The organism is Cochleicola gelatinilyticus (genome assembly GCF_001637325.1).
Taxonomy (GTDB): Bacteria; Bacteroidota; Bacteroidia; order Flavobacteriales; family Flavobacteriaceae; genus Cochleicola; species Cochleicola gelatinilyticus.
This window is the reverse complement of record NZ_LRXL01000052.1, coordinates 145,789-168,111: the sequence shown is the minus strand read 5'-3', so window position 1 is coordinate 168,111 and position 22,323 is coordinate 145,789. Positions and strand designations below refer to the sequence as shown.

Annotated in this window: 16 protein-coding genes; 11 read left to right on the top strand and 5 right to left on the bottom strand. The window is 35.3% G+C overall.

Annotated elements, in window-relative coordinates; translation table 11 throughout:
- Positions 1–280 precede the first annotated feature (280 nt).
- From ULVI_RS13665 to ULVI_RS13650, 4 genes are all read left to right on the top strand, one after another.
- Positions 281–1,144, top strand: coding sequence for a sigma-70 family RNA polymerase sigma factor (locus tag ULVI_RS13665; RefSeq protein ID WP_068593357.1), 864 nt, complete (start codon positions 281–283; stop codon positions 1,142–1,144).
- A 169-nt stretch (positions 1,145–1,313) separates the two neighbouring features.
- The gene (locus ULVI_RS13660) at positions 1,314–1,712 is read left to right on the top strand and encodes a BLUF domain-containing protein (protein WP_068593356.1); all 399 of its coding nucleotides are present in this window, start codon (positions 1,314–1,316) and stop codon (positions 1,710–1,712) included.
- 3 nt (positions 1,713–1,715) lie between these two features.
- Positions 1,716–2,372 carry a ribulose-phosphate 3-epimerase gene (rpe, locus tag ULVI_RS13655; protein WP_068593355.1) on the top strand — a complete coding sequence of 219 codons (657 nt, stop codon included), beginning with the start codon at positions 1,716–1,718 and terminating at the stop codon, positions 2,370–2,372.
- A gap of 65 nt (positions 2,373–2,437) precedes the next feature.
- The gene (locus ULVI_RS13650) at positions 2,438–3,430 is read left to right on the top strand and encodes a YpdA family putative bacillithiol disulfide reductase (RefSeq protein ID WP_068593354.1); all 993 of its coding nucleotides are present in this window, start codon (positions 2,438–2,440) and stop codon (positions 3,428–3,430) included.
- On the opposite strand, the gene ULVI_RS13645 is transcribed toward ULVI_RS13650, so the two are convergent.
- The 3 genes from ULVI_RS13645 to ULVI_RS13635 form a co-directional block, all read right to left on the bottom strand.
- Positions 3,427–4,260 carry a zinc-dependent peptidase gene (locus ULVI_RS13645; protein ID WP_068593353.1) on the bottom strand — a complete coding sequence of 278 codons (834 nt, stop codon included), beginning with the start codon at positions 4,258–4,260 and terminating at the stop codon, positions 3,427–3,429. The two genes, ULVI_RS13650 and ULVI_RS13645, sit on opposite strands and share 4 nt — an antisense overlap.
- A gap of 101 nt (positions 4,261–4,361) precedes the next feature.
- Positions 4,362–5,072: a Bax inhibitor-1/YccA family protein gene (locus tag ULVI_RS13640; RefSeq protein WP_068593352.1), complete on the bottom strand. Its 711-nt coding sequence runs from the start codon at positions 5,070–5,072 to the stop codon at positions 4,362–4,364.
- Between the two features lie 50 nt (positions 5,073–5,122).
- The gene (locus ULVI_RS13635) at positions 5,123–5,653 is read right to left on the bottom strand and encodes a hypothetical protein (RefSeq protein WP_068593351.1); all 531 of its coding nucleotides are present in this window, start codon (positions 5,651–5,653) and stop codon (positions 5,123–5,125) included.
- A gap of 352 nt (positions 5,654–6,005) precedes the next feature.
- Here ULVI_RS13635 and ULVI_RS13630 point away from each other — a divergent pair, with 352 nt between their 5' ends.
- The 4 genes from ULVI_RS13630 (at position 6,006) to ULVI_RS13615 (ending at position 15,176) form a co-directional block, all read left to right on the top strand.
- Positions 6,006–9,221 (top strand): SusC/RagA family TonB-linked outer membrane protein, encoded by a 3,216-nt coding sequence (locus tag ULVI_RS13630; protein WP_068593350.1) that lies wholly within the window; start codon positions 6,006–6,008, stop codon positions 9,219–9,221.
- A gap of 4 nt (positions 9,222–9,225) precedes the next feature.
- On the top strand, positions 9,226–10,791 hold the full coding sequence (locus ULVI_RS13625) for a SusD/RagB family nutrient-binding outer membrane lipoprotein (protein WP_068593349.1): 1,566 nt from the start codon (positions 9,226–9,228) through the stop codon (positions 10,789–10,791).
- A gap of 131 nt (positions 10,792–10,922) precedes the next feature.
- Positions 10,923–13,928 (top strand): PEP/pyruvate-binding domain-containing protein, encoded by a 3,006-nt coding sequence (locus ULVI_RS13620; protein ID WP_317039844.1) that lies wholly within the window; start codon positions 10,923–10,925, stop codon positions 13,926–13,928.
- 3 nt (positions 13,929–13,931) lie between these two features.
- Positions 13,932–15,176 carry a serine hydrolase gene (locus ULVI_RS13615; RefSeq protein WP_068593347.1) on the top strand — a complete coding sequence of 415 codons (1,245 nt, stop codon included), beginning with the start codon at positions 13,932–13,934 and terminating at the stop codon, positions 15,174–15,176.
- Here the strand turns inward: ULVI_RS13615 and ULVI_RS13610 are convergent.
- Positions 15,163–18,009, bottom strand: a complete 2,847-nt coding sequence (locus ULVI_RS13610; protein WP_068593346.1) for an Npt1/Npt2 family nucleotide transporter — start codon at positions 18,007–18,009, stop codon at positions 15,163–15,165. The genes ULVI_RS13615 and ULVI_RS13610 overlap by 14 nt on opposite strands.
- A 20-nt stretch (positions 18,010–18,029) precedes the next feature.
- Positions 18,030–18,923 (bottom strand): serine hydrolase, encoded by an 894-nt coding sequence (locus ULVI_RS13605; protein WP_241780996.1) that lies wholly within the window; start codon positions 18,921–18,923, stop codon positions 18,030–18,032.
- Between the two features lie 359 nt (positions 18,924–19,282).
- Between ULVI_RS13605 and ULVI_RS13600 the strand changes: the two genes are divergently transcribed.
- The 3 genes from ULVI_RS13600 (at position 19,283) to ULVI_RS13590 (ending at position 22,320) form a co-directional block, all read left to right on the top strand.
- On the top strand, positions 19,283–19,741 hold the full coding sequence (locus ULVI_RS13600; RefSeq protein WP_068593344.1) for a GbsR/MarR family transcriptional regulator: 459 nt from the start codon (positions 19,283–19,285) through the stop codon (positions 19,739–19,741).
- Between the two features lie 68 nt (positions 19,742–19,809).
- Positions 19,810–21,180 carry a TolC family protein gene (locus ULVI_RS13595; protein ID WP_068593343.1) on the top strand — a complete coding sequence of 457 codons (1,371 nt, stop codon included), beginning with the start codon at positions 19,810–19,812 and terminating at the stop codon, positions 21,178–21,180.
- Positions 21,181–21,252: 72 nt separating this feature from the next.
- The gene (locus tag ULVI_RS13590; RefSeq protein WP_068593342.1) at positions 21,253–22,320 is read left to right on the top strand and encodes an efflux RND transporter periplasmic adaptor subunit; all 1,068 of its coding nucleotides are present in this window, start codon (positions 21,253–21,255) and stop codon (positions 22,318–22,320) included.
- Positions 22,321–22,323: the final 3 nt, after the last annotated feature.

Below are 22,323 nucleotides of genomic sequence, written 5' to 3'. Positions count from 1 at the left end.
ATCTATTTTATATTTCTTTATAAAGTATTTATATTAGAAAATACATTAATTATACGATAGTTAGCTTTTTCTAATGCGATAACGATAGTAATGGAAAGCTTTTTGCTAGCGGTCGCTACCGAGCAAAAACTTGTAATGCATAGCGTGGTTTTGGGTTGCTTTTCGCTATCCAAAAATTGCCCTAAAAAAAAAAATAAATTTTATGTAACCTTTTTTGTTGTTTCTACGTATAAATAGATGCAGCCCCCAAGTTGCAACGTAATAATCCCAATGTACTTACATGAGACAACTTAAAATTACAAAACAGGTTACCAATAGGGAAACCGCATCTTTAGACAAATACCTTCAAGAAATTGGTAAAGTAGACCTTATTACTGCCGACGAAGAAGTTGAACTGGCACAAAAAATTAAGGCAGGTGATCATCTGGCTTTAGAGAAACTAACCAAAGCGAATCTACGATTTGTAGTATCTGTAGCAAAACAGTATCAAAACCAAGGACTCACCCTACCCGACCTTATTAACGAAGGAAACCTAGGTCTTATTAAAGCGGCACAACGTTTTGACGAGACTAGAGGATTTAAGTTCATTTCGTATGCAGTTTGGTGGATCCGGCAGTCGATTCTTCAGGCACTGGCAGAGCAATCGCGTATTGTTCGTTTACCTCTTAACAAAATTGGTAGTATTAATAAAATAAATAAAACGTTCGCATTTTTAGAACAATCACATGAGCGTCCTCCTTCTGCAGAAGAAATTGCAAAAGAGTTAGATATGACGATCAACGATGTGAAAGAGTCGATGAAAAATTCGGGACGTCACGTATCGATGGATGCGCCACTTATTGAAGGGGAAGATTCTAATTTGTACGATGTGCTACGCAGTGGTGAGTCACCAAACCCCGACCGTGCACTGTTGCACGAATCTTTACGAACCGAAATCGAACGAGCTTTAGAAACCTTGACGCCTAGAGAAGCAGATGTAATTAGATTGTACTTTGGTCTTGCAGATCAACACCCCATGACACTCGAAGAAATTGGTGAAACTTTTGATCTTACGCGCGAGCGTGTAAGACAAATTAAAGAAAAAGCAATTCGTAGATTAAAGCATACTTCACGAAGCAAAATCTTAAAAACATATTTAGGGTAGTGAACCTTCCCTTGTAAGGCAACTTACAGTATGAGATATTTACTTTTGTAAATATTAAAACTGTTCGTTTTTTGATTGATGAATGAATCTCCGGCTGATTACCGGAGATTTTTTTTATCTTCAATTAAAAGGATACCGTATCTTTACTCATTAATCTTAAAAAGCACGCATGTCTTATACTATATGCTACTTTAGTAATTCCACTATACCTCTTGAAAAAAAAGCATTAGAACAGTTATTTACAACAACAGTTCACAACAATACCCAACTAGATATTACAGGGATATTGTTGTACGAATCGGGGAATTTTTTTCAGATCCTTGAAGGAGACAAAGAAGCTTTAAAAACGTTATACACAAAAATTAAAATAGACGATCGTCATAATAGTATATTTATTATACTAGATAAAAAGATCGAAAAACGTACTTTTGCAGAATATAAATCAGGTTTTAGTATCGTACAGAATTCAGAGGACCTTAACAATGTTGAACGTTATTTAGAAGCTTCTAAAAACTCGCTTCCAGACTCTGAAATTATTTTGGGATTACTTAAACCATTTTTAATGTAAACTATGAGCACTCTTATTGCCCCTTCTATTCTTGCAGCCGATTTTGCAAATTTACAACGCGATATCGAAATGGTTAATAACAGTGAGGCTGATTGGTTTCACATTGATATCATGGACGGTGTTTTTGTGCCGAATATTTCCTTTGGAATGCCTGTCTTGAAAGCTATTTCTAAACATGCAACTAAAACGGTCGATGTACATCTTATGATTGTTGATCCCGACAGGTATATTAAAACATTTGCTGGTCTAGGAGCCAACATTCTTACCGTACATTATGAGGCATGCACTCATTTACACCGTACCTTACAGGCCATTAAAGCAGAAGGAATGCAAGCTGGTGTTGCTTTAAATCCGCACACTAATATTTCGTTACTTGAAGATACAATACAAGACATAGATCTCGTATGTTTAATGAGTGTGAACCCTGGGTTTGGTGGACAAAGTTTTATAGAGAATACGTACCATAAAGTACGGCAACTAAAAGCACTTATCGATTCTAAAGGAGCTACTACAAAAATTGAAATTGATGGCGGAGTTACTAATAAAAATGCTAAAGATCTCAAAGAAGCTGGTGCCGATGTTTTAGTTGCAGGAAGTTATGTTTTTGGCGCTAAAGATCCAGTAGAGACAATACAAAATTTAAAAGAGATCGTCTCTTAAATAGCTGTTTAAACGGATGCATATCCGTTCTTAAATTCCCTTCTCGTTTTCGTATCTTTACGACTATGAATATTCAAAAAGATGTGCTTATTATTGGCGCAGGACCTATAGGCATAGCCTGTGCTTTAGCTTGCAAAAAAAAGAGGCTAACGTATGTGGTAATTGAAAAAGGTGCACTTACCAATTCACTTTATAATTATCCATTAAACATGCGGTTTTTCTCTACTTCGGAAAAGCTCGAAATAGACCATATTCCTTTTATTAGCAACCAACCTAAGCCAGATCGTGACGAGGCATTAGAGTATTACCGAAGAGTTGCCACTAACAACGAACTTACCATAAGACTTTATGAAAAAGTAATCTCTTTAGAAAAAAAAGAAGCTCATTTTTTTGCAACTACAAAGACCCAAAATAGCGCCGGTACTTTACATACATATTCCGCCAAAAATATCGTTGTTAGTACAGGCTTTTATGATCTTCCGAAGCAACTTAACGTTCCTGGAGAATCGTTACCAAAAGTAACTCACTACTATAAAGAAGCACACCCATATATTCTTCAGAAGGTCGCTGTAATTGGCGCTAGTAATTCGGCTGTAGATGCGGCTCTAGAAATCTGGAGAAAAGGAGGTGATGTTACTATGATTGTTCGGGGTGATTCTATTGGGGATCGTGTAAAATACTGGGTAAAACCCGATATCGAAAATCGGATTGAAGAAGGGAGTATTAAGGCGTATTTTAACACAACAGTTTCAGAAATTACGGAAAACGAAATTACACTTACTTCTTCAGAAAAATCTTTCAGTATTAAAAATGATTTCGTGATTGCTCTTACAGGATATCAACCTAATTTCTCGTTTTTAGAGTCTATTGGAATCGAGCTTTCTAATGACGGAAAAAAAATTCCGAAGTACAATCCAAAAACCATGGAATCGAATGTAAAAGGAATCTATCTTGCTGGTGTAATTTGCGGAGGAATGGAAACCCATAAATGGTTTATCGAAAATTCAACAATACACGCAGATATTATTGCTTCAGACATTGCCAAAAAAGAAAATTAATACCCCGCAAAACGGAAATTTAGCAAATCTTGGGTGTGTGTGTATAATTTCGGAAAATGTGTTTTAAAATCTTGAGGTGACTCAATAAAATATTCTGCGAGAACTGCCATAAATTCATACTGATTGGTAAATGCATACGCTCTAAAATATCGCGTTTCATCCAACTTATCTTTTACATCTTGATCGGTTAATTGTTTTAGAATGTTGTGAAATTGTTTTATAAAACGCGCCGAGTCGGGATCTCCACTTTGCCGCGCTTCTAATTGCATGGCGTGCATAAATTCATGAATACCTAAATTATAATTATCGTTTGAAATTTTATACCCATCTTCGAAGTGTTTCCAAGAAAGCACTAATGACTTTTCTTTGGGATTGAACTCGCCTTTGTGATACGAATCGTTTGCTGCACTATAAAATTTGTCAGGATATATTAGAATAGTTTCAATTAGTGAGTACTCGTAATTTTGTCTACCGAAGCTAAGCATACAACCTGCGGCAGCGATAAGAACTTTCATTTCTTCTGAAGTCTCCACTCCTTCTCTACCAACAAATTTTTTTCGATTTAAAAATGAAGCTACCCGATGCTGAAATTGGCGCTGGTATTTTTTTGAAAGCATCCCGTAGAAAGAAAAGTTATTCTTCAGAATTTCTACCTGTTCCTTATTTAATTTTTTATGAACAAGATAATGTCGGAACAGCGGACGGTTGTAATTTTCAGCATACAAACTTTCAAACACTCTAAAAAAAACGAAAGCAAAGCCTATAATTACAATAGTGTAAGCATAAGGTGCCAACCAAGCTATATTTTCGTCCGGTGATTGTACTAGCATTTTCAGTATTTGGGATTGTTAAGATAGCAATAATTTTAGAACAATCTTTATGCGCTGAACAATAACGAATTAGCCTGTTATTTAGTATGCTCTAGATCATATTAATCTCGGGAAAGTATACTTAAAATATACCAGAACAATAACATGAGTGACGCAAACAATCCTAATGAAGCTGCTACGTATTGATCTTCGCTGTATTTATGTACCATATTCGAGGTTTGATACAGAATGGATCCGGATGCAAGAATGACCATTCCCACGCTAAACCACAATCCTAAATTAAAACCAAATAGAACTCCTGCAACAATAAGTCCCAAGGCAATGAAAAAACCAATTGCAAGTATTGATTTTAAAAATGAAAAATCTTTCTTGGTTAATAAAACTACAGCTGATAATCCTGAAAATAGCGAAAGAGTTAAAATAGCAGCTTGATTAAGAATCTCTAATCCACCATCTTCGGCCATGATCATCGCCATAAAGATTAACGGAATAAATATAAATGCTTCAGCAACTACGTATAGGAGCAATGCTAGATACTGCTTATTTGTATCGTGGCTTTGAAGTGCCATTTTCTCAGCGTAATTTGTAATTAACATAAATCCTCCTAGCATGAGCAACCACAACCAACCATCGGTAAGTGAAAGTGCAAACTCCAAAACCCAAGGAATTTGAAAGAACATCGTTTCAACCAAAATAAAAAGCAATACTGCCAATGCCAGATGTGTATACGTTTTACGGTAAAACGCAACTCTTTTTTCATCTGTAAGTAAAGAGACTGCTAATGGTTGCGATGGTGATTGTAATTCTTCCATTTTTAAAAAAATATTTGGTGCTAAATAATAAGGTATAGATTTTAAAGATATTATTTACTAGAATCCCCCTTAAAATTTTGAGAATTGTTTTTAAACAACACATTAAAGGTAGTAAGGCTTCCGTAACAACGAGTAATATATTGTTGAAGCTCTATTTTATCTTGATCTTCTAATTTTTTGTTGCTATTTATTTTTTGTTCCATTACCCGAAGCCGGTCGCGCAACATCACAATTTTATGAAAAAATGTATTTATGGGAATTTCTTTAGAAGACAATGAAACATCTTTCGGCTGAAGCGTAAGAGTACCGCCTCTATATTTCTCTGCGATAGGAACAATTTCACTAACATCACTCCATCTTTTTAAAATTTCCCGAAGACTCTTTTCAACTTCATAGAAACTCACAGTATCTACATCGTCCTCTGCAGCTTCGATAATTTCAAAATCAGAATCTATTTCGATAGTTTCAAGTCCGTTTTCTATAAAAGTTACCCAATACATTGTTGCGGTAACATTTGTAATTACTCCTTTACCATACTCGGGGTGATTAATTCTGGAGCTAATTCCTAAAATTTTATTCATTATATATTGATTTAAAATCATGTAATATAAACACTCCAGTTTACCTTAATTAAAAACTAATAGAAACGTTAATTAGACCCTATAATGTTAAAACATGGAAATTATACGCTTTCAATCAGAACAAACGATAAACTAAGGAATATTTTTTGTCAACTCATGCCAGTATTGTGAAGTTAATTATTTACTTTTGAAATACTTCAATACTTTCAAATAAAATTAACAGTAATTTATTAAAATAGCAATTAACATGTTGCGTTTATTTTAACATAATGTTAACAAATAGAATCTGCTAAAACTTTTAATTAACTCATTTATTTGAATAGATTTGTAAAACTTAACAAAAATAATATTTATGAGACAAAAACTTAAACTTCTGCTTGTAGTGTTGTGTTTGACTTTAGTTCAAACGGCATTTGCGCAGGAAAAGGCAATCACAGGAACGGTAACAGATAACTCTGGAATACCGTTACTTGGAGTAAACATCATCGTTAAAGGAACCAGTAATGGAACTCAGACAGACTTTGATGGTAATTATAGTATCACTGCATCTGTAGGTGAAACTTTAGCATATAGCTATATTGGCTATTCTTCACAAGAAGCAGTAGTTGGTGCAAGCAATGTTATGGACATCACCTTGGAAGAAGGAGAAGCACTTAATGAAGTTGTAATTACTGCACTTGGTGTTTCTAGAGAGAAAAAATCTCTTGGTTATGCAACTCAGCAAGTTGACAGTGAAGAATTAAATGTTACTCGTCCACAAAATGCTATTAGCTCACTTTCTGGAAAAGTTGCGGGTGTTCAAGTAACTAACAATTCAAGTAACCTCGGTGGGTCTACACGTATCCTTATTAGAGGTGCGAGTTCGGTAACTCAAGACAACCGTCCTTTAATTGTTGTTGATGGTATCCCAATTCGAAACGATAACGTAAACAGCACTACTACTCAAGTAGGAAGTGGTGGTCGTGATTATGGTGATTCAAGTTTTGACATTAACCCAGATGATATCGAAAGTGTAAACGTACTTAAAGGTGGATCTGCAGCAGCGCTGTATGGTAACCGTGGTATTAATGGTGTTATTTTAATTACTACTAAAAAAGGTAAAAAAGGAAAAGGTCAAGTAACCGTAAATTCTGGTGTATCTTTTGAAACAATCAACATTCTTCCTTCTGTACAGAAGAAGTATGGTGGTGGAGGTGGTGACCCTGGTACTATTGGACAGGTTGATTTTGCTACTGCAAACATTGGCGGTACAGATTACAACATTGTTGATTATGGTACTGATGAATCTTGGGGACCTCGTTATGCAGGACAACAAGTACTTCACTGGGATGCTTTCGATCCAGAATTTCCAGAAGATTTCTTAACTCCAAGAGAATGGAAATATCCTGAAAATGACGCTTCTACATTCTTTAATACTGGTATAGCATTGAATAACGGTATTGCTTTCACACAAGGTACTGAAGATTCTCAAATGCGTTTATCTGTAAACAATACACAGATTCAAGGTATTGTACCTAACTCAGAGTTAGATAAAAACACGGTTAACTTCCAAGGAAGTTCTCAAATTACAGATCGTATTAAAATTGATGCTGGTGTAAACTTTACCATTACTGACGGTTTTAACAGACCAGAAACTGGATACGGTTCTAACAGTGTAATACTTCAATTTTACCAATTTGGTCAAACATCATTAGATTACGACCGATTGAAGAATTTCGTATTACCTGATGGTACGCAAAGAACATGGAACAGAGATGCTTTCGATGATCCACGTGCAAGATATACTGACAACCCCTACTGGATTGTTAATAGAAACATTGCAACAGACAAGAGAACTCGTTGGTTTGGTAATGTTGGTTTAAAGTATGATATTAGTGATAAGTTATATGCAACTGGAAAGATTTACGCAGATACTTATAACTTACGTATTAATAACAATATTGTTATTAGTGAAATATCTACACAACAATCTCAACATACTGAAAACGCTCGACAAGTTCAAGAGATTAACTACGAAGCTCGTTTACACTATGATGATACGTTCTTAGATGATAAATTTAGTTTAAATGCTTTCGTGGGAACCAATAGAAGAAATGATGAAACTCATATTCTAGCTGCAACTACACAAGGTGGATTAGTAGTGCCAGGAATTTACAACTTAGGAAACTCTGTGAATGACGCTACTGTTACTGAATTCGATTCTAAGAAACGAGTAAACAGTGTATTTGGTTCTGCATCATTTGGTTTTAACAACTTTGTATACTTAGGTGTTACTGCTAGAAATGACTGGTCTTCAGCTTTACCTGAAGAAAACAACAGCTTCTTTTATCCTTCTGCTAACTTAAGTTTTGTATTCTCATCTTTAATTGATGCAGACTGGTTATCATTTGGTAAATTACGTGGAGGTTATGCTGAGGTTGGTAATGATTTAGGACCTTACAACTTAATTAACTCTTTCGGAGCAAATACTTCTTTTAATGGTGTAATTCGATTCAGTAATCCAAATACAAACAAAAACCAATTTCTTCAACCTGAAAACAAAAGAACTTATGAAATAGGTTTGGAAATGTCTTTCTTTAAAAGAAGATTCAGTTTTGATGTAACGTATTATGATGAACTTACTGAAGATCTTATTACTCCAGTAGATGTAGATCCTTCATCAGGATTTAATGCAACTTTCGCAAATGCAGGAAGTTTATCTAACAAAGGTATCGAGGCTCTTGTTAATATTACTCCAATTCAAACGGAAGACTTTAACTGGGACATCACTTGGAACTTTGCAAAGAATGAGAATGAGCTTCTTAGCTTACTTCCAGGAGTATCTTCATTAAACATTGCTAACTATACTTTTAACGGAGTATCATTAAACGCAGTAGTTGGAGAACCTTACGGAGTAATTAGAGGAACAAACTTTGTATTTGATGACAATGGAAATAGAGTTGTTGATGCTGCCACAGGAACATACCTTTCTACTGTAGAACAGGAAGATCTTGGAACAGTAACTCCAGATTACAACATGGGTATCCGAAATACATTCTCTTACAAAGGAATTAATTTAGGAGTACTTGTAGATATTCAAAAAGGTGGAGCTTACCGTTCACTTACTAACTTCTGGGGACACTCTTCAGGTATTTTAGAAGCTACAGCAGCTGGAAATATTCGTGAAGAAGGTATCGTATTAGACGGTGTGACTGCAGATGTTACTTTTAACGACGACGGAACATATACAGTTGAAAATACACAAGCTAACACACAGGTTGTTTCTGCACAATCTCACTTTCAAACATATGGTTTCGGTGGTATTGACGCCTTTAACGTATTTGACGCTAGTTATGTAAAACTTCGTGAAGTTACATTAGGTTATACTCTTCCTGCTAAATGGTTCAATGATCAATTAGATTCAGTTAGAATTAATGCTTTTGGTCGTAACTTAGCTGTTTGGGGTCTTGACAATGACGATTTCGATCCTGAAGTTGCTAGTTCTGGTAGTGGAAATATTCAAGGAGCTGAAGGTGGATCATTACCTTCAACTAGAACAATAGGATTTAATGTAGAATTAAAATTTTAAAATAATGAAAAAGAACATAATAATTGCTAGTTTAATGTTTGCAATTGCATCCTGCTTTATGTCATGCAGCGACGGAATTGAAGATATTAACACTAACCCGAACGAGCCAGAGGTGGTTCCTACAAATACCGTTTTCAATTCTGCAACAAAGCAGTATATGGACAATATGCGTAGTTCATTTAACAATGGACGTATGTCTTTAGACTGGGTAGAATATTGGGGACAAACTGCATACGGAGACGAAGATCGATATGCATTTAGAGAAGCTACAGCAGAGAACATTTATACAGTGTCTTATCTTGTTGGAACCGATTTAAAGTCTATCATCGAAATTAATGCAGATGAAACTACAGCAGGTGATGCATCGGCTGTCGGAAATAACAATAACCAAATTGCTGCTTGTAGAATTATGCTAGCGTACTTATTTCACCGTTTAACAGACACGTATGGAGATGTACCTTACTACTCTTACGGTTCACCTGAAAACGCTGAGTTTCAAGCACTTAATGCAAGTGAATTTTTATCACCTGTTTTCGCAACACAAGAAGCGATTTACACTGACATCTTAAAAGAGTTACGTGAATCAGCAGACATGATTGTTGAAAGCGCTCCAGTTTTCACAAGTGGTGATAACATCTTTAATGGTGATGCTACGAAATGGAAGAAATTCGCTAACTCATTAATATTACGTATTGCTACTCGTAGTGGTAATACTGCTGCAATTAATGCTGCAATTAGTGATGGTGTAATGACTTCTAACGACGATAATGCTGCTCACTTCTATGAAGACAATGATTTAAATGGGTCACCTTGGTGGGTTGCATATATCAGTAGAACAGATTTCGCTGTAGCTGCACCATTCGTAGATTTATTACAAGGAGAAACAGGAAACTTCTCTCCAGATCCTAGATTATTTGAAATGGCAGCACCTATTAGTGCAAGTATCAATCAAGTTAAAAATGATACTTACGAAGCAAGTACAAATTTCGATGATTATGAAGGAGTGCCTTACGCATGTCAATTCTTAAATCAGATTCCTAATAGTACGTATTCATATCCTAGTTCAAAGATCATAACTCCAACATACCAAGAAGTATTAATGGAATATGCGGAAGTTGCCTTCCTTTTATCTGAGAACAACGGATTTAGTCAATCAGAATACGAAAATGGAGTAAGAGCTTCTATGCAAAAATGGGGTGTGGCTTCTGCTGACATCGATGCTTTCGTAGGGTCTCTTCCTGGTGCTAACCAAGAAAACGTACTAACACAAAAGTATGTTGCTCTTTATATGCAAGGACACGAAGCTTGGGCTGAGTACAGAAGAACTGGTTTCCCTAACGATGATATTTTATTATTGCCAGGAGAAACTTTCCCTCTTCCACCAAACCAACAGCCAGCGGGAATTACAAGCTATACATTTAATGCATTATTAAATGCTACAGACCTTCCTTTTAGAATTACTTATCCAGTATTCTTACAGAACCTTAATGCTGCTAACAGACAAGCTGCTGTTTCAGGTTTAAGTGATGGAGATACTATTAAAAGTAAATTATTCTGGGATAATAACTAGTAATTAATACAAACTCTTATTCGTATTAAAACTTATTTGAGTTAGCCAAGAAAACCGTCTTAATGAAAATTAAGACGGTTTTTTTATTCCTTTTATTTAAATTTTGTTGAATAAAGATAATGACGTCTCATTTGAGTTCAATTTTTATTTCAAACAGTCCTCTATTTACAGAGAATAAGTTACATTTAGTGACACCTATAACATCATTACTACTAATGTATTTACAACGTATCATCCCTATTATAATATTTGGAAGTTTAACACTATTTCCTTTGCGGTTAATTGCACAAGAACTACCAATTAATGCAATTAAAAAACAAATTGAACAGTATAAAGAAGAGCCACGAGGTCCTTACAAAAGTATTAATTGGTTTTGTAAAGATGGAGAAGTACGCGATGCACGAGACCCATGTCCAGAAGATAAAGACGATGCTGTACAACACGCAAGCTATCGGGATGACACAAAATTATTAGCTAGAAAACACCACCTATTTTTTGGTGAAATTCTTGCCAGTACAGACCGAACAGAATTTTGGGATGAGGCTAATAATCATAGTCGAATTAAACAATATCAACTTAATCGATATTTGGAAAGTGTCGATAACGGATGGATACAAAGAAAATCACAGTTTTACCGTGGTGCGATTCAAATTGAAGACGAACAAAAGTGGGGTGTTGAATTTTATCAAAAGTTCCTTCCGAGAGACTCCCGTACTACCAATCAATTTTTCTTTCTTAGGCAATCTTTAAGAGACATTCCACATGACGGAGATACAAATTTAGCACAGCTCATGCGTGCTCAGTCAAAAACCATAGCAGATGCATTTCCTAAATTTATGGATGCTAGAATAAAAATTCATGGTAATCCTACAATAGAGGATATTGTAATGGTTCAAGAATTCGAGAAAAAACACAAAGAAAAACTCCCAAAAAAAGTACAAGAAGACCTTACAGAATTGCAGCAAACAATGGCCGAGGTTTATGCTCCTTTAAATGTCACTTCTATTAAAGACCAAGTACTAAAAATTTCTAATAATAATAAAACCAAAGCCCGACTTTTACAATTTCTAGAAGCTTACGACGATACAGCTGCACCAGAACATAATGTTCCCGATTTAGCAGATATATTATGCGTTATTAGAACCGAAATAACAGATGACACCAATGGGAATGATCGTCTGCTCTTATTAGATCTCTCAAATTCTTTTGAAGATGTATTGCTAAAAAAAACTCAAGAATGGCAACCTGAGGACCTAATGGGGCTTATGGAAAAAATTAGACATTTAAGCCTTGCAGCAGCAGGGACTGGACTAATCGAACTATGGGAATGGGAAAAAATAAAGCCACAACTCGAATTACATTTAACCCAAGAGGATCTCACGCTCGCAGATCTTAACCAATTCTTAAAAACCGCTCGAGGTGTTGTAGAATGGAGTGCTGCAATGGTAAAAGCAACCTACGAAGATGACGTAGCTATCTATACCGAGTTTGAACCATTAACTTACGCATTCATAGACGACAGAATTAGATCTTCTGTAGCACTAGACTTAGGCGAATCTGTAAGTAGATTGGGAAGTATTATCGCTGCAACCTCTAACATTGAAAATAATGCTCTTAACATATCTAATCAGAGTAGCATTCGAGGACTTAATCCGGGATATGCCTTCGGAGAACTTGTGATTATTGAAGGCTCTCCTGAAAATGTAGAAATCGACACCGATAAAATATATATTTTTCAGAAACCTCCCTCCGACCTTAAACCGGTGGCGGGAATTATGACAGTTTCAGAAGGAAATCTAGTATCCCACGTACAGCTATTAGCGCGAAATCTAGGAATTCCAAATGCAGCATTATCGGGTGATAACTTAAAAGCTCTTTCAAAGTTCGACGGTGAAAAAGTATTTTATGCCGTTTCAGAAAAAGGAAATGTTATTCTTAAAAAAGAGAAAGACATGACAAATGCTGAAGAAGAACTTTTTAAAAAACAAGAACGTTCTTCAGAAAAAATAGAAATACCAGTCGGACAGATTCGGTTAGACGTTTGCGAAGTTTTAAATATGGGAAATGTTAATGCTTCCGATAGTGGTAAACTATGTGGTCCAAAAGCAGCTAATTTAGGACAACTAAAATCGATGTTTCCAAAAAATGTTGTCGACGGAATTGTGATTCCCTTCGGAATATTTAGAGAACACATGGATCAAGAAATGCCTGGTCAAAATATGAGTTACTGGACGTTTTTAAATAATACCTTTTCTGAAGCTGAAATTCAACGTCGTGCAGATATCGATGAAAAAGAAGTAGAAACCTTTCAGTTAGAACGGTTAACAACACTTCGTAATGCTATCGAAGGTATGGAGTTGTCTAATGAGTTCGTTACAGATCTAAAACAAAACTTTCAGAACGCTTTTGGGAATTCTATTGGTAATGTACCCGTATTTCTTAGAAGCGATACGAACATGGAGGACCTTAAAGAATTTACTGGTGCCGGACTCAACTTGACATTGTTTAATATACTTTCCGAAGAAAATATAACCGAGGGAATTAAAAAAGTTTGGGCATCTCCCTATACCGAAAGAAGTTTTAAATGGCGACAAAAATATTTATTAAACCCCGAAAATGTATATCCGTCTATTCTTATTATTCCTAGTGTAGATGTAGAATATTCTGGCGTACTTATTACAAAAGGGATTAATTCTGGAAACGACGAAGATCTCACCGTAGCTTTTAGTCGTGGTGCCGGTGGCGCAGTAGACGGGCAATCTGCAGAAACCCGACTTATTACTGAAAGCACAGACATGTTATTGGCTCCAGCTCGAGAAGAGGGTTTTCTTAGACTTCCAAAAACAGGAGGAACTACAAAAAACACGACAACGTTCCAAAACCCTATTCTTAATCAAACGAACATTCAAACCATTCGAGAGATTGCTGAGCAAATTCGCACTACGATTCCCAACGAGACTGGATCTGATTACAAAGGAGCTTGGGACGTGGAACTTGGTTTTGAAAATGATAAACTTTGGCTTTTTCAAATTCGACCTTTCGTTGAAAACAAACGAGCTAAAAGCTCAGAATACCTTCAATCGATAACTCCTGTCATCGATTATACTCAAAAGATTGATCTTACTACAAAATTATAAAACATGAAAAATTTAATTGCTATTGCTATTGTCTTCGGAATTGTGCTTTCATTCGGCTTCTACCCTATCGATGGGTATGAACGAACGCGTATTGAACGTCTTTTAGATATTAAGAACACATTGGACAAAGGTGAAAAATATACACGTATTCCAGCGGGTGCTTTTGGAAAAATGGAAGATATTAAATTGAACCTTCCAGATATAGCTTCAAAAAATATAGATACTTTACTTAAAGAGAATGACGCTTTTTCAAAAAAAATGAATCGTTTATTTCCTGGAAGTGGTTACTCGGCAACTGTATTAGACATGACCGATCCTGAAAATTTAAAATATGCAGCGTACCGTGAAAATGTAGGATACCAACCGGGAAGTGTTGGTAAAATAGCCGTACTTAATGCATTATTTGCGGAACTTGCCAAAATATACCCCGACGAATTTGAGGCACGAATTGCTTTGTTGTGCAACAAACGAGTACGCTCAGGCATTTGGGGTACGGGAGATCACCACACAATTCCGGTATATAATTCAGAAAAAAAATCGTTGGTTAAACGCCAGGTTGTTGCTAGCGACGAATTTACTCTATTCGAATGGTTAGACCATATGGTATCGGTTAGTAACAATGGTGCTGCAAGTGTTGTATATCGTGAAGCAATGCTCATGGCTGCCTTTGGATTAGATTATTCTAGACTGAGTAATGAAGAGGCTGAGACCTATTTTAAAGATACTCCTCGAGATACACTCACTTTATTAGCAAATAAAGTTGTAAACGATCCACTTCGAGAAATTGGAATTACAGAAGATGATTGGCGTCTTGGTGGCGTATTTACAAATGGTCCCAGCAAATATGTTGGAAGAATGGGTGGAAGTATTGGTACTCCAAAAGGGTTAATGAAGTATATGGTACAATTAGAACAAGGAAAAGTAGTAGATTCTGCTTCAAGCTTAGAAATGAAACGCTTACTATACAGTACAGACCGTCGCATTAGATATGCAAGATCACCTCGATTAGATAGTGCTCGCGTATACTTTAAATCGGGAAGCTTTTATAGCTGTGACAAATCAAAATCAACGCCCTGTGGTGAATATGCAGGTAATAGATTTAATTATATGAACTCGGTAATTACAGTAGAACACCCAGGTGGGAAAAAATATATCGTTTGTTTAATGACGAATGTATTAAGTAAAAACTCAGCCGGAGCTCATATGTACCTAGCAAGTGAAATCGATAAAATTATTACTGAAGAATAATCGCTTCTCGTTTTAATGATTGTAACGTATGCATTGCACTGCGACGTACTTTCTTATTTTTATGTTTGGATAATACTCGTAGTTGTTTTGTAAACGTTCTATCCTTTTTCTGAAGGATAAGGTTGATAACTGCGAGTTTTGTATTTACACCACGATTTTTTAATAATAGAAGCATACATTTCGTTTCAGACATTTCTGAAAGCTCTAACGGTGAAACTCCATATTCGTTGGTTTCAATAATATGATATTCTATTAAAGGAAGCATGTTATTTTTTAATCGAGACTTTAGTACATTATCGAGAAACTCTACAGCATTAATTTTGGTTTCTTTTACATCGCTTTTAAGTCCGAAATATGCCACATCGATATCTGCCTGATCATATTTTAAACTCAATAACTTAAAGATACACTCTAAACTTTGATCAAGTTGATAATTAAGAATCTGTAATATATTTTCACGGGCAATTTGCAGTTCTGTTTCTATATCGGTGTCTTCAAGGGGATGTAAAGAACTTTCATTCTCCGCTTTCTTTATGGTTGCAATGGCACTTAAAGAATTTTTATAATAATTGGTTTCTTTTAATAGAATTCGGGTTAGCTGGCGTTGATCTACTGGTAAGTTAGAATTCTTTTCCTTAATCAAAGAAAGAGATTTTGCTGCTTCAGAACGAATTATAAAATCTTTACTACGCAATAAACGCATTAACACCCGTACAGAATCTTTAGTTCCAAACGACTCTATAACCCTAGGAATGTGCTCCCTAACTGGCTCTTTTATATTTTCAGCAAGATCGAGTTTGAGAATGGTTCGTGTAATTTGAACCCCATAACTACGAAGTGCTTTCGTTGCAGTTTTTCTAAAATATTTTTCTGCTAAAAAATCTAGTAATGGTGCAATAAAACTTTCTTTTGAAGTAATTCCCGCAGCTTTAATAGCATGCTTTACTACAAAAGGATCAATATTATTAAAGTGTGCAGAAATGTAAGAATAGTATTTCTCTTCACCTGTATGTGCAATGGCAATTAGCAGCTCCGCGACTTCTTCACTTCTTGTTTCACTTTCGTGAGAGTTAAATTCTCTAATCTTTTTTTCTATTCTTGAATTAAGTCCATATTTAAGTCCTAATTTCTTATTATTTGTAGACTCTTTTGCCAGACATAACAACGCAGCATTCGATATATAGTCGCTGGGGCTATTTAAAAAAGATTCGTAAATTTTGTAATCATTTAAATCGGTATGCTGTAGAAGGTATTCCATGGCGACATATACCAAAGTATCATCCTCTTCATTAATAAGCTCCCTTATTTTAAAAATCGCTGTTCCTTTCTTATAAAGATAAAGTTGCTGAATAGCTGCAATTTTCACAGTATTTGAAGGATGAGATAACAATCCAACAATATGCGATTCTAAGGTGTTTAACCTGAAATCCTTCAGTCGATCTAATAAAGTTAATATCTCTACTTCATCTCCACTTTTTAATATTTCTATAGTAGACTTTACAGTTCTTTCAGAAGAAAGCTTTTTAGTGACCACGCTATTTGAGGCTAATGAATTTTGAATGTTTTTTCTAAAAGATTCAAAATACGCTTCTCTTAATTTATAAATAAGCAGAACCCAAATAAATAGAAAAAGTAAAATTATCACGGTTATATAAGAAGAACTAAGATCCAACTTTCGAATTAAAAAGATTAACATTAATCCGGCTAGACCTGTCGCAACACTATCCACGACCACATCGATATACGATTTTGCTTCATTTTTTATATGATAAGGAATGGGAAGGATAGATAATTCGATTCCAGCTTTATTTACCGACTGTTTAAAACTTCCATCAACTCCCTTAATTATAATAAGGACCCATAACTCTGGAAAGGTTAGAAAGAGTAAACAACCAATAGCAATACAAAGTGGTAATATTAATAAATTGGTAGTAACTCCCAACCAAGCCATTAAGCGGTTGGTTAAGAACAATTGTATGGCAAGTGCCACCACATTAAATGTAGAGAACCAAAAACCAAAGAATGAAGCTAACTCGTCACTATCGGGAATGGCGCGATTGGCAAAATCACTAAATTGAAAATCTACAAGTTTCGCCATAACCACCCCCACTCCAACAATGGCTGCTAAATAGGTAAGATGTTTCGATTGAATTATTAATCGAAATGGAGCTACATCTGATGACTGATCTCTCGTTTTTCTCTGAATCCTAATATAAGAGTTTAGCTTCCTAATGCGCAGTTTCCATACAATTTGTAGAATAGGAATACATAATAAAATAATAATTCCTGCAATTAAAATAACAATTCTATTTCCAAACGAGGATGCAATTAAAGTAGTTAGATATCCTCCAAAAATTCCTCCCGCGATCGCCCCTGCTCCAATAAATCCGAACAATCGTTTTGCTTCTCTGGCATTATAAACCATATTTGCGATAATCCAAAATTGGGATGTCACCAAAACAGCGAATAAAGAGACACTTAAATAATAGAAATAAAGTACCCAATTATTTAAAATGCCAGTATGCATTATAAAACTTAGCACTAAAAAACTAATGCTAAATAAAACAAGTGTACTAATTGTAATGACTCGTAGTGAAAATCGCTTTACTGCCTTATTATAAAAGAACATTGTTACCACAGCAATAGCTGCAACAAGGATATAACCATATGGTAACTGTTCTGCTCCTAAGTTAGATAAAAATAATGCGTTTATGGTTGGTTTTACCATAAGCAAGACAGTGATTAGCAGAAAGATATATAACTGCATAAAAAAAGAGATGCGGAGTTCCCCATCTCTTATATCAAAAGCCTTTCTAAAAAATATTCGAAGCATTTATACCGTTTTGGGACGGATTATAATGTACGAGATTTTTTCATAACTTTTTCCAAAGGCATTACTAAATCTCTAATTATTTGTTCTCCTAAATCGTTATCGATAAGCGCTACTAAAATGTATTTTCTATCGGGTCCCCATACCAATACAGAATCTGAATGAAAATTTTTCCATGAACCAGATTTTCTAAAAAGGCGAGCATTTGGAGCAATCTTATCTAGGGTATTTACAAATTTATGATGTAACGCAGGTTTCTCCATAATATTCAACATTTGCTCAGAGCGAAGCTCATTAACCAAATTACCCATTGCTAATTGATAGTAAAAACTACAAACCTGTTTTGTAGTCGCAGCATGACTCAATCCCTTCATAGGTTCCGGATACCTTCTTCCTCCGGCAGCATATCGCTTTCCTACCCAAAGACCACCACCAACCTCTTCATTGTACAGTTTATGCTTAGGCATACGTAAAACCTCTTCAATTTTCTCGTACCCTACTCTATCGATCATTCTCGTGGTTGCGGCATTATTAGATTTACTAATCATTGCCCGCATATCTTTTTGAATTGCTTTCGAGTTACGCAACTGCCCCTTATCTATTGCGTCCATTGCTGCTAGTAGAACAGCTATCTTCGGAAGACTTGCTGCATACATCATATTTTCATCATTAATACCAGCATATTGAATGTCGCTGAGATTACTTAAATCGACAATTCCAATAGACATCATTTTTCTATCAACTAAATTTTTCCAAGTTTTATTTTTAAAAATTTCAGTTTCTAGATTAGCTTGTAAATTCTCACATTGCAGTGACCCTATTTCATCAACATCACCATTGTTATGAATTGGTAAGTCTTGTGAAATTCCGTTAAAGGAAAATAGTAAAAGACATCCCAACACTAAAAAATTCTTCATTTTTATCATTTAATTAAAATATGTGTTTAAATTACTGAAAACAAGTAAATTATCATAAAGGTTTACAAAAGTATTTTAAAATTGAATTCCCTCAACATAGGTTCTGTTAAAATGTTGATAATATTTGGAACTCACTAAACTAGCAACGCATTTTTACCTATTACATTGTATGAAAATTAATTTTTTATAATTGACCTTTTTCTTTAATAAAGAATCAAAGATTTTTTTTAATTAGAGCTTAGTTAACTAAATATTGTATACGTTTAGATGATAAAATTCTCAACTGTAAAATAAAAAAATAAAAATAAATGAAGTTCTTCTAGAAGAGAACCAGAAAAACCAACTATATTTGTAATCAGATGGAAAATAAACTTACAGACAAACAAAAGGAACTTATTGAAAGTTTTGGCGTAATTCAAGAAGGAATGGGACTTTCGCCTGCTTCTGCTAGAGTTGATGCTTTACTTACTGTTGCAGATAAAGTTGAATTAACATTTGATCAAATAAGAGATGCGTTACAATTAAGCAAAAGCGCGACCAGTAATGCCATTAACAATTTGTTAATGATGAAGCGAATTGGATATAAAACAAAACCAGGAGATCGTAAACGCTATTTCCACACTCGTTTAGGGCAATGGAAAAATGTGTTCTTAGAAAGCATTAATGGGCTTTCCGCTTATAATGAAAGTATTAAAGAAATTTTACAGAATCGAACTGAAGAAACGACCGAATTTAATGATCAATTAAAAGATTTTTCTGAATTCCTTGAATACTATCAACGAGAGAGTATAAAGTTAATAGAAAATTGGAAAAAATAATTTACTATTTTTTTATCCTATATAGTTCTTTTAATTCAGAACTAACATAAAAAACAAAACAAAAAGAAATGAACAACCTTAGTATCTGGATTTTAACGATCACACTATGCCTTATATCTTCTTTCATAGTGGCACAAGAAAATCCTATCGTTTTTAACACTGTTGAAGAAACTATTTATTATGCTATTAAAAATAACAACAACCTCGAGAGTGCACAGATCGATCAAGAAATTATTCAGGCTCAGATAGCAGAAGTAAAAGGACGTGCCTTACCTCAAGTTACAGGGAATGCAGGTTTTTCAGATAATTTTTCGCTACAGGAACAACGACTTCCCGCAGAAATATTTGGAGGGGAACCAGGTACTACCATTGGTGTCGCTTTTGGAAACCGATATCAATATACCGCAGGCGTGAATGTTCAGCAACAGCTACTTAATTTTCAGTTATTCAGTTCTGTTAAAAGCACCAGTGCTCTGGCAGAATTGCGAAAGCTACAAACACTTATAACTACTCAAGACCTAATTGTAAACGTGATTCAGACATATATTCAGATTCAGGTATTTAATAAGCAAATAGAATTATTGCAACAAAATTATGACCGCACCGATAACCTCATCGAACTATCGGAAGCAAAGTTTCGGGAGGGAATTATTCGAAAACTGGATCTCAATCAACTATTGGTAAACCGATCGAATCTAAAAACCCAAATCGAAGACGCACAGTTTGGTAAAAACCAACAGTTACGCTTATTTAAAGTTTTCCTAAACATTTCGATGGATAAAGAAGTCGTTCTTAATGAAAAACTTGAAGACCGTGATCCTTATCCCTTAGGTTCCGAACTACTGTTAGAAGAAAATCTGGAATATCAGCAACTAGATCAATCGGTTAAACTTTCCATAATCGATCAAAAACTTGTTAAATCAGAATACTTACCTACCCTAAGTGCCAACTTTGGTTACAATTACCTCGGACAGTCTAATGAAGCCGTAGATTTTGATCCCGAAGTATATCAAGGTCAGTGGAGTGGTACTTGGGGGCTTTCAGCAAACATTCCTGTTTTTGATGGGTTTCAGCGAAGAAACCGTTTAAAGCAAAAAGAATTCGCTACCAAACAACTAGAACTGGACCGTGAAACGTTACGCCTCAATATTGAAAAAGAATATGGAGATGCACTAGAGCAGTTAACACTAAGCAACTCTCAGATCCAAAGCCAGAAAACCAATATGGACCTTGCTCAGGAAAATTACGATGGTATAAAAACGTCCTACAACGAAGGGGTGGCTAATCTTACCGAATTATTAGATTCTGAGTTTGCATTACGCCAAGCACAATCCAATTACCTCAACGCACTTTTACAGGCTAAAGTGGCAGAGGTTACCTTATTAAAATCCAGTGGTACCCTTTCAAAACTTATTGCAAATCCAACAACAGATAATTAAGCGCATCATTCAGTACAAACTTTAAGCAACCTATTCACGCCATGTTAACATGCGGGAGGAAATTAAAAAATTATGAAAACAAAAAACATTAGTATCATCGTAGTAGTCATCCTCATCGGAATCGTTGGTTACACCTTGTTCAGTAATAAAAAAGAAATGAATGAAAAAGCTGCTGCGGTTCCGGAAGAGTTCGCTATTCCTGTACAAACAGCAACTGTAGGTGCCAAAACAATTTCTAATGGCCTAGTAGCAACAGGTGAATTTGCAGGCTGGGAAGAAGTTACTTTAGTGGCAGAATCTCAGGGAAGCATTCAATACTTAAAAGTAGAAGAAGGACAAAAAATTAAAAAAGGACAAGTAATCGCAAAGGTGGACGCTGTCTCCTTAAGCTCTCAATTATCGAGTGCCCAGTCTGCGTACTCAAAGGCTGAGAAAGATGTTGCCAGATACGAACGCTTACTCGAAGTAGGTGCGGTATCCCAAAGTGCCTTGGAAGATATTCGTATTCAAAAGGAAAATGCCCAGGCTAACATTGCACAGATCAACCAACAATTAAGTTTTACTACTGTAAAATCACCCATAGACGGAGTAGTAAATAAATTAATGGTGGAAGAAACGAGTTTCGTAATGCCTGGCAATAACATCGCAGAAATTGTACAGATAGATCGCCTAAAAATTATTGTGAATGTTGCAGAAGATAATCTTTCTAAACTTAGAGAAGGTCAGGAGGTTTCCATAAAATCAGATGTATATCCACTGAAGACTTTTAAAGGAAAAGTAAGCACAATAAGTGTAAAAGCAGATGCATCCAGAAAATTTCAAGTTACGATCGAAGTAGCTAATACAGAAGACAATCTATTGCGTGCAGGACTGTTCGCTGAAGTTAATTTCGATGCCTTAAAAACAAACGAACAGGAAGCTATGGTTATTCCAAGGGAAGCTATTGTGGGGAGTCTTCAAAACCCGTCAGTATACTTGGTGAATAATGATAGTACGGTAAGCCTTCAGAAAATAAAAGCCGGTGCAGTAATTAACGGGGATGTGATCGTTCTTAGTGGATTGCAAAACGGACAACAGATCGTGACCAAAGGAATAATAAATCTTACCAATGACACGAAGGTAAAAATCACAAATAACTAGCCC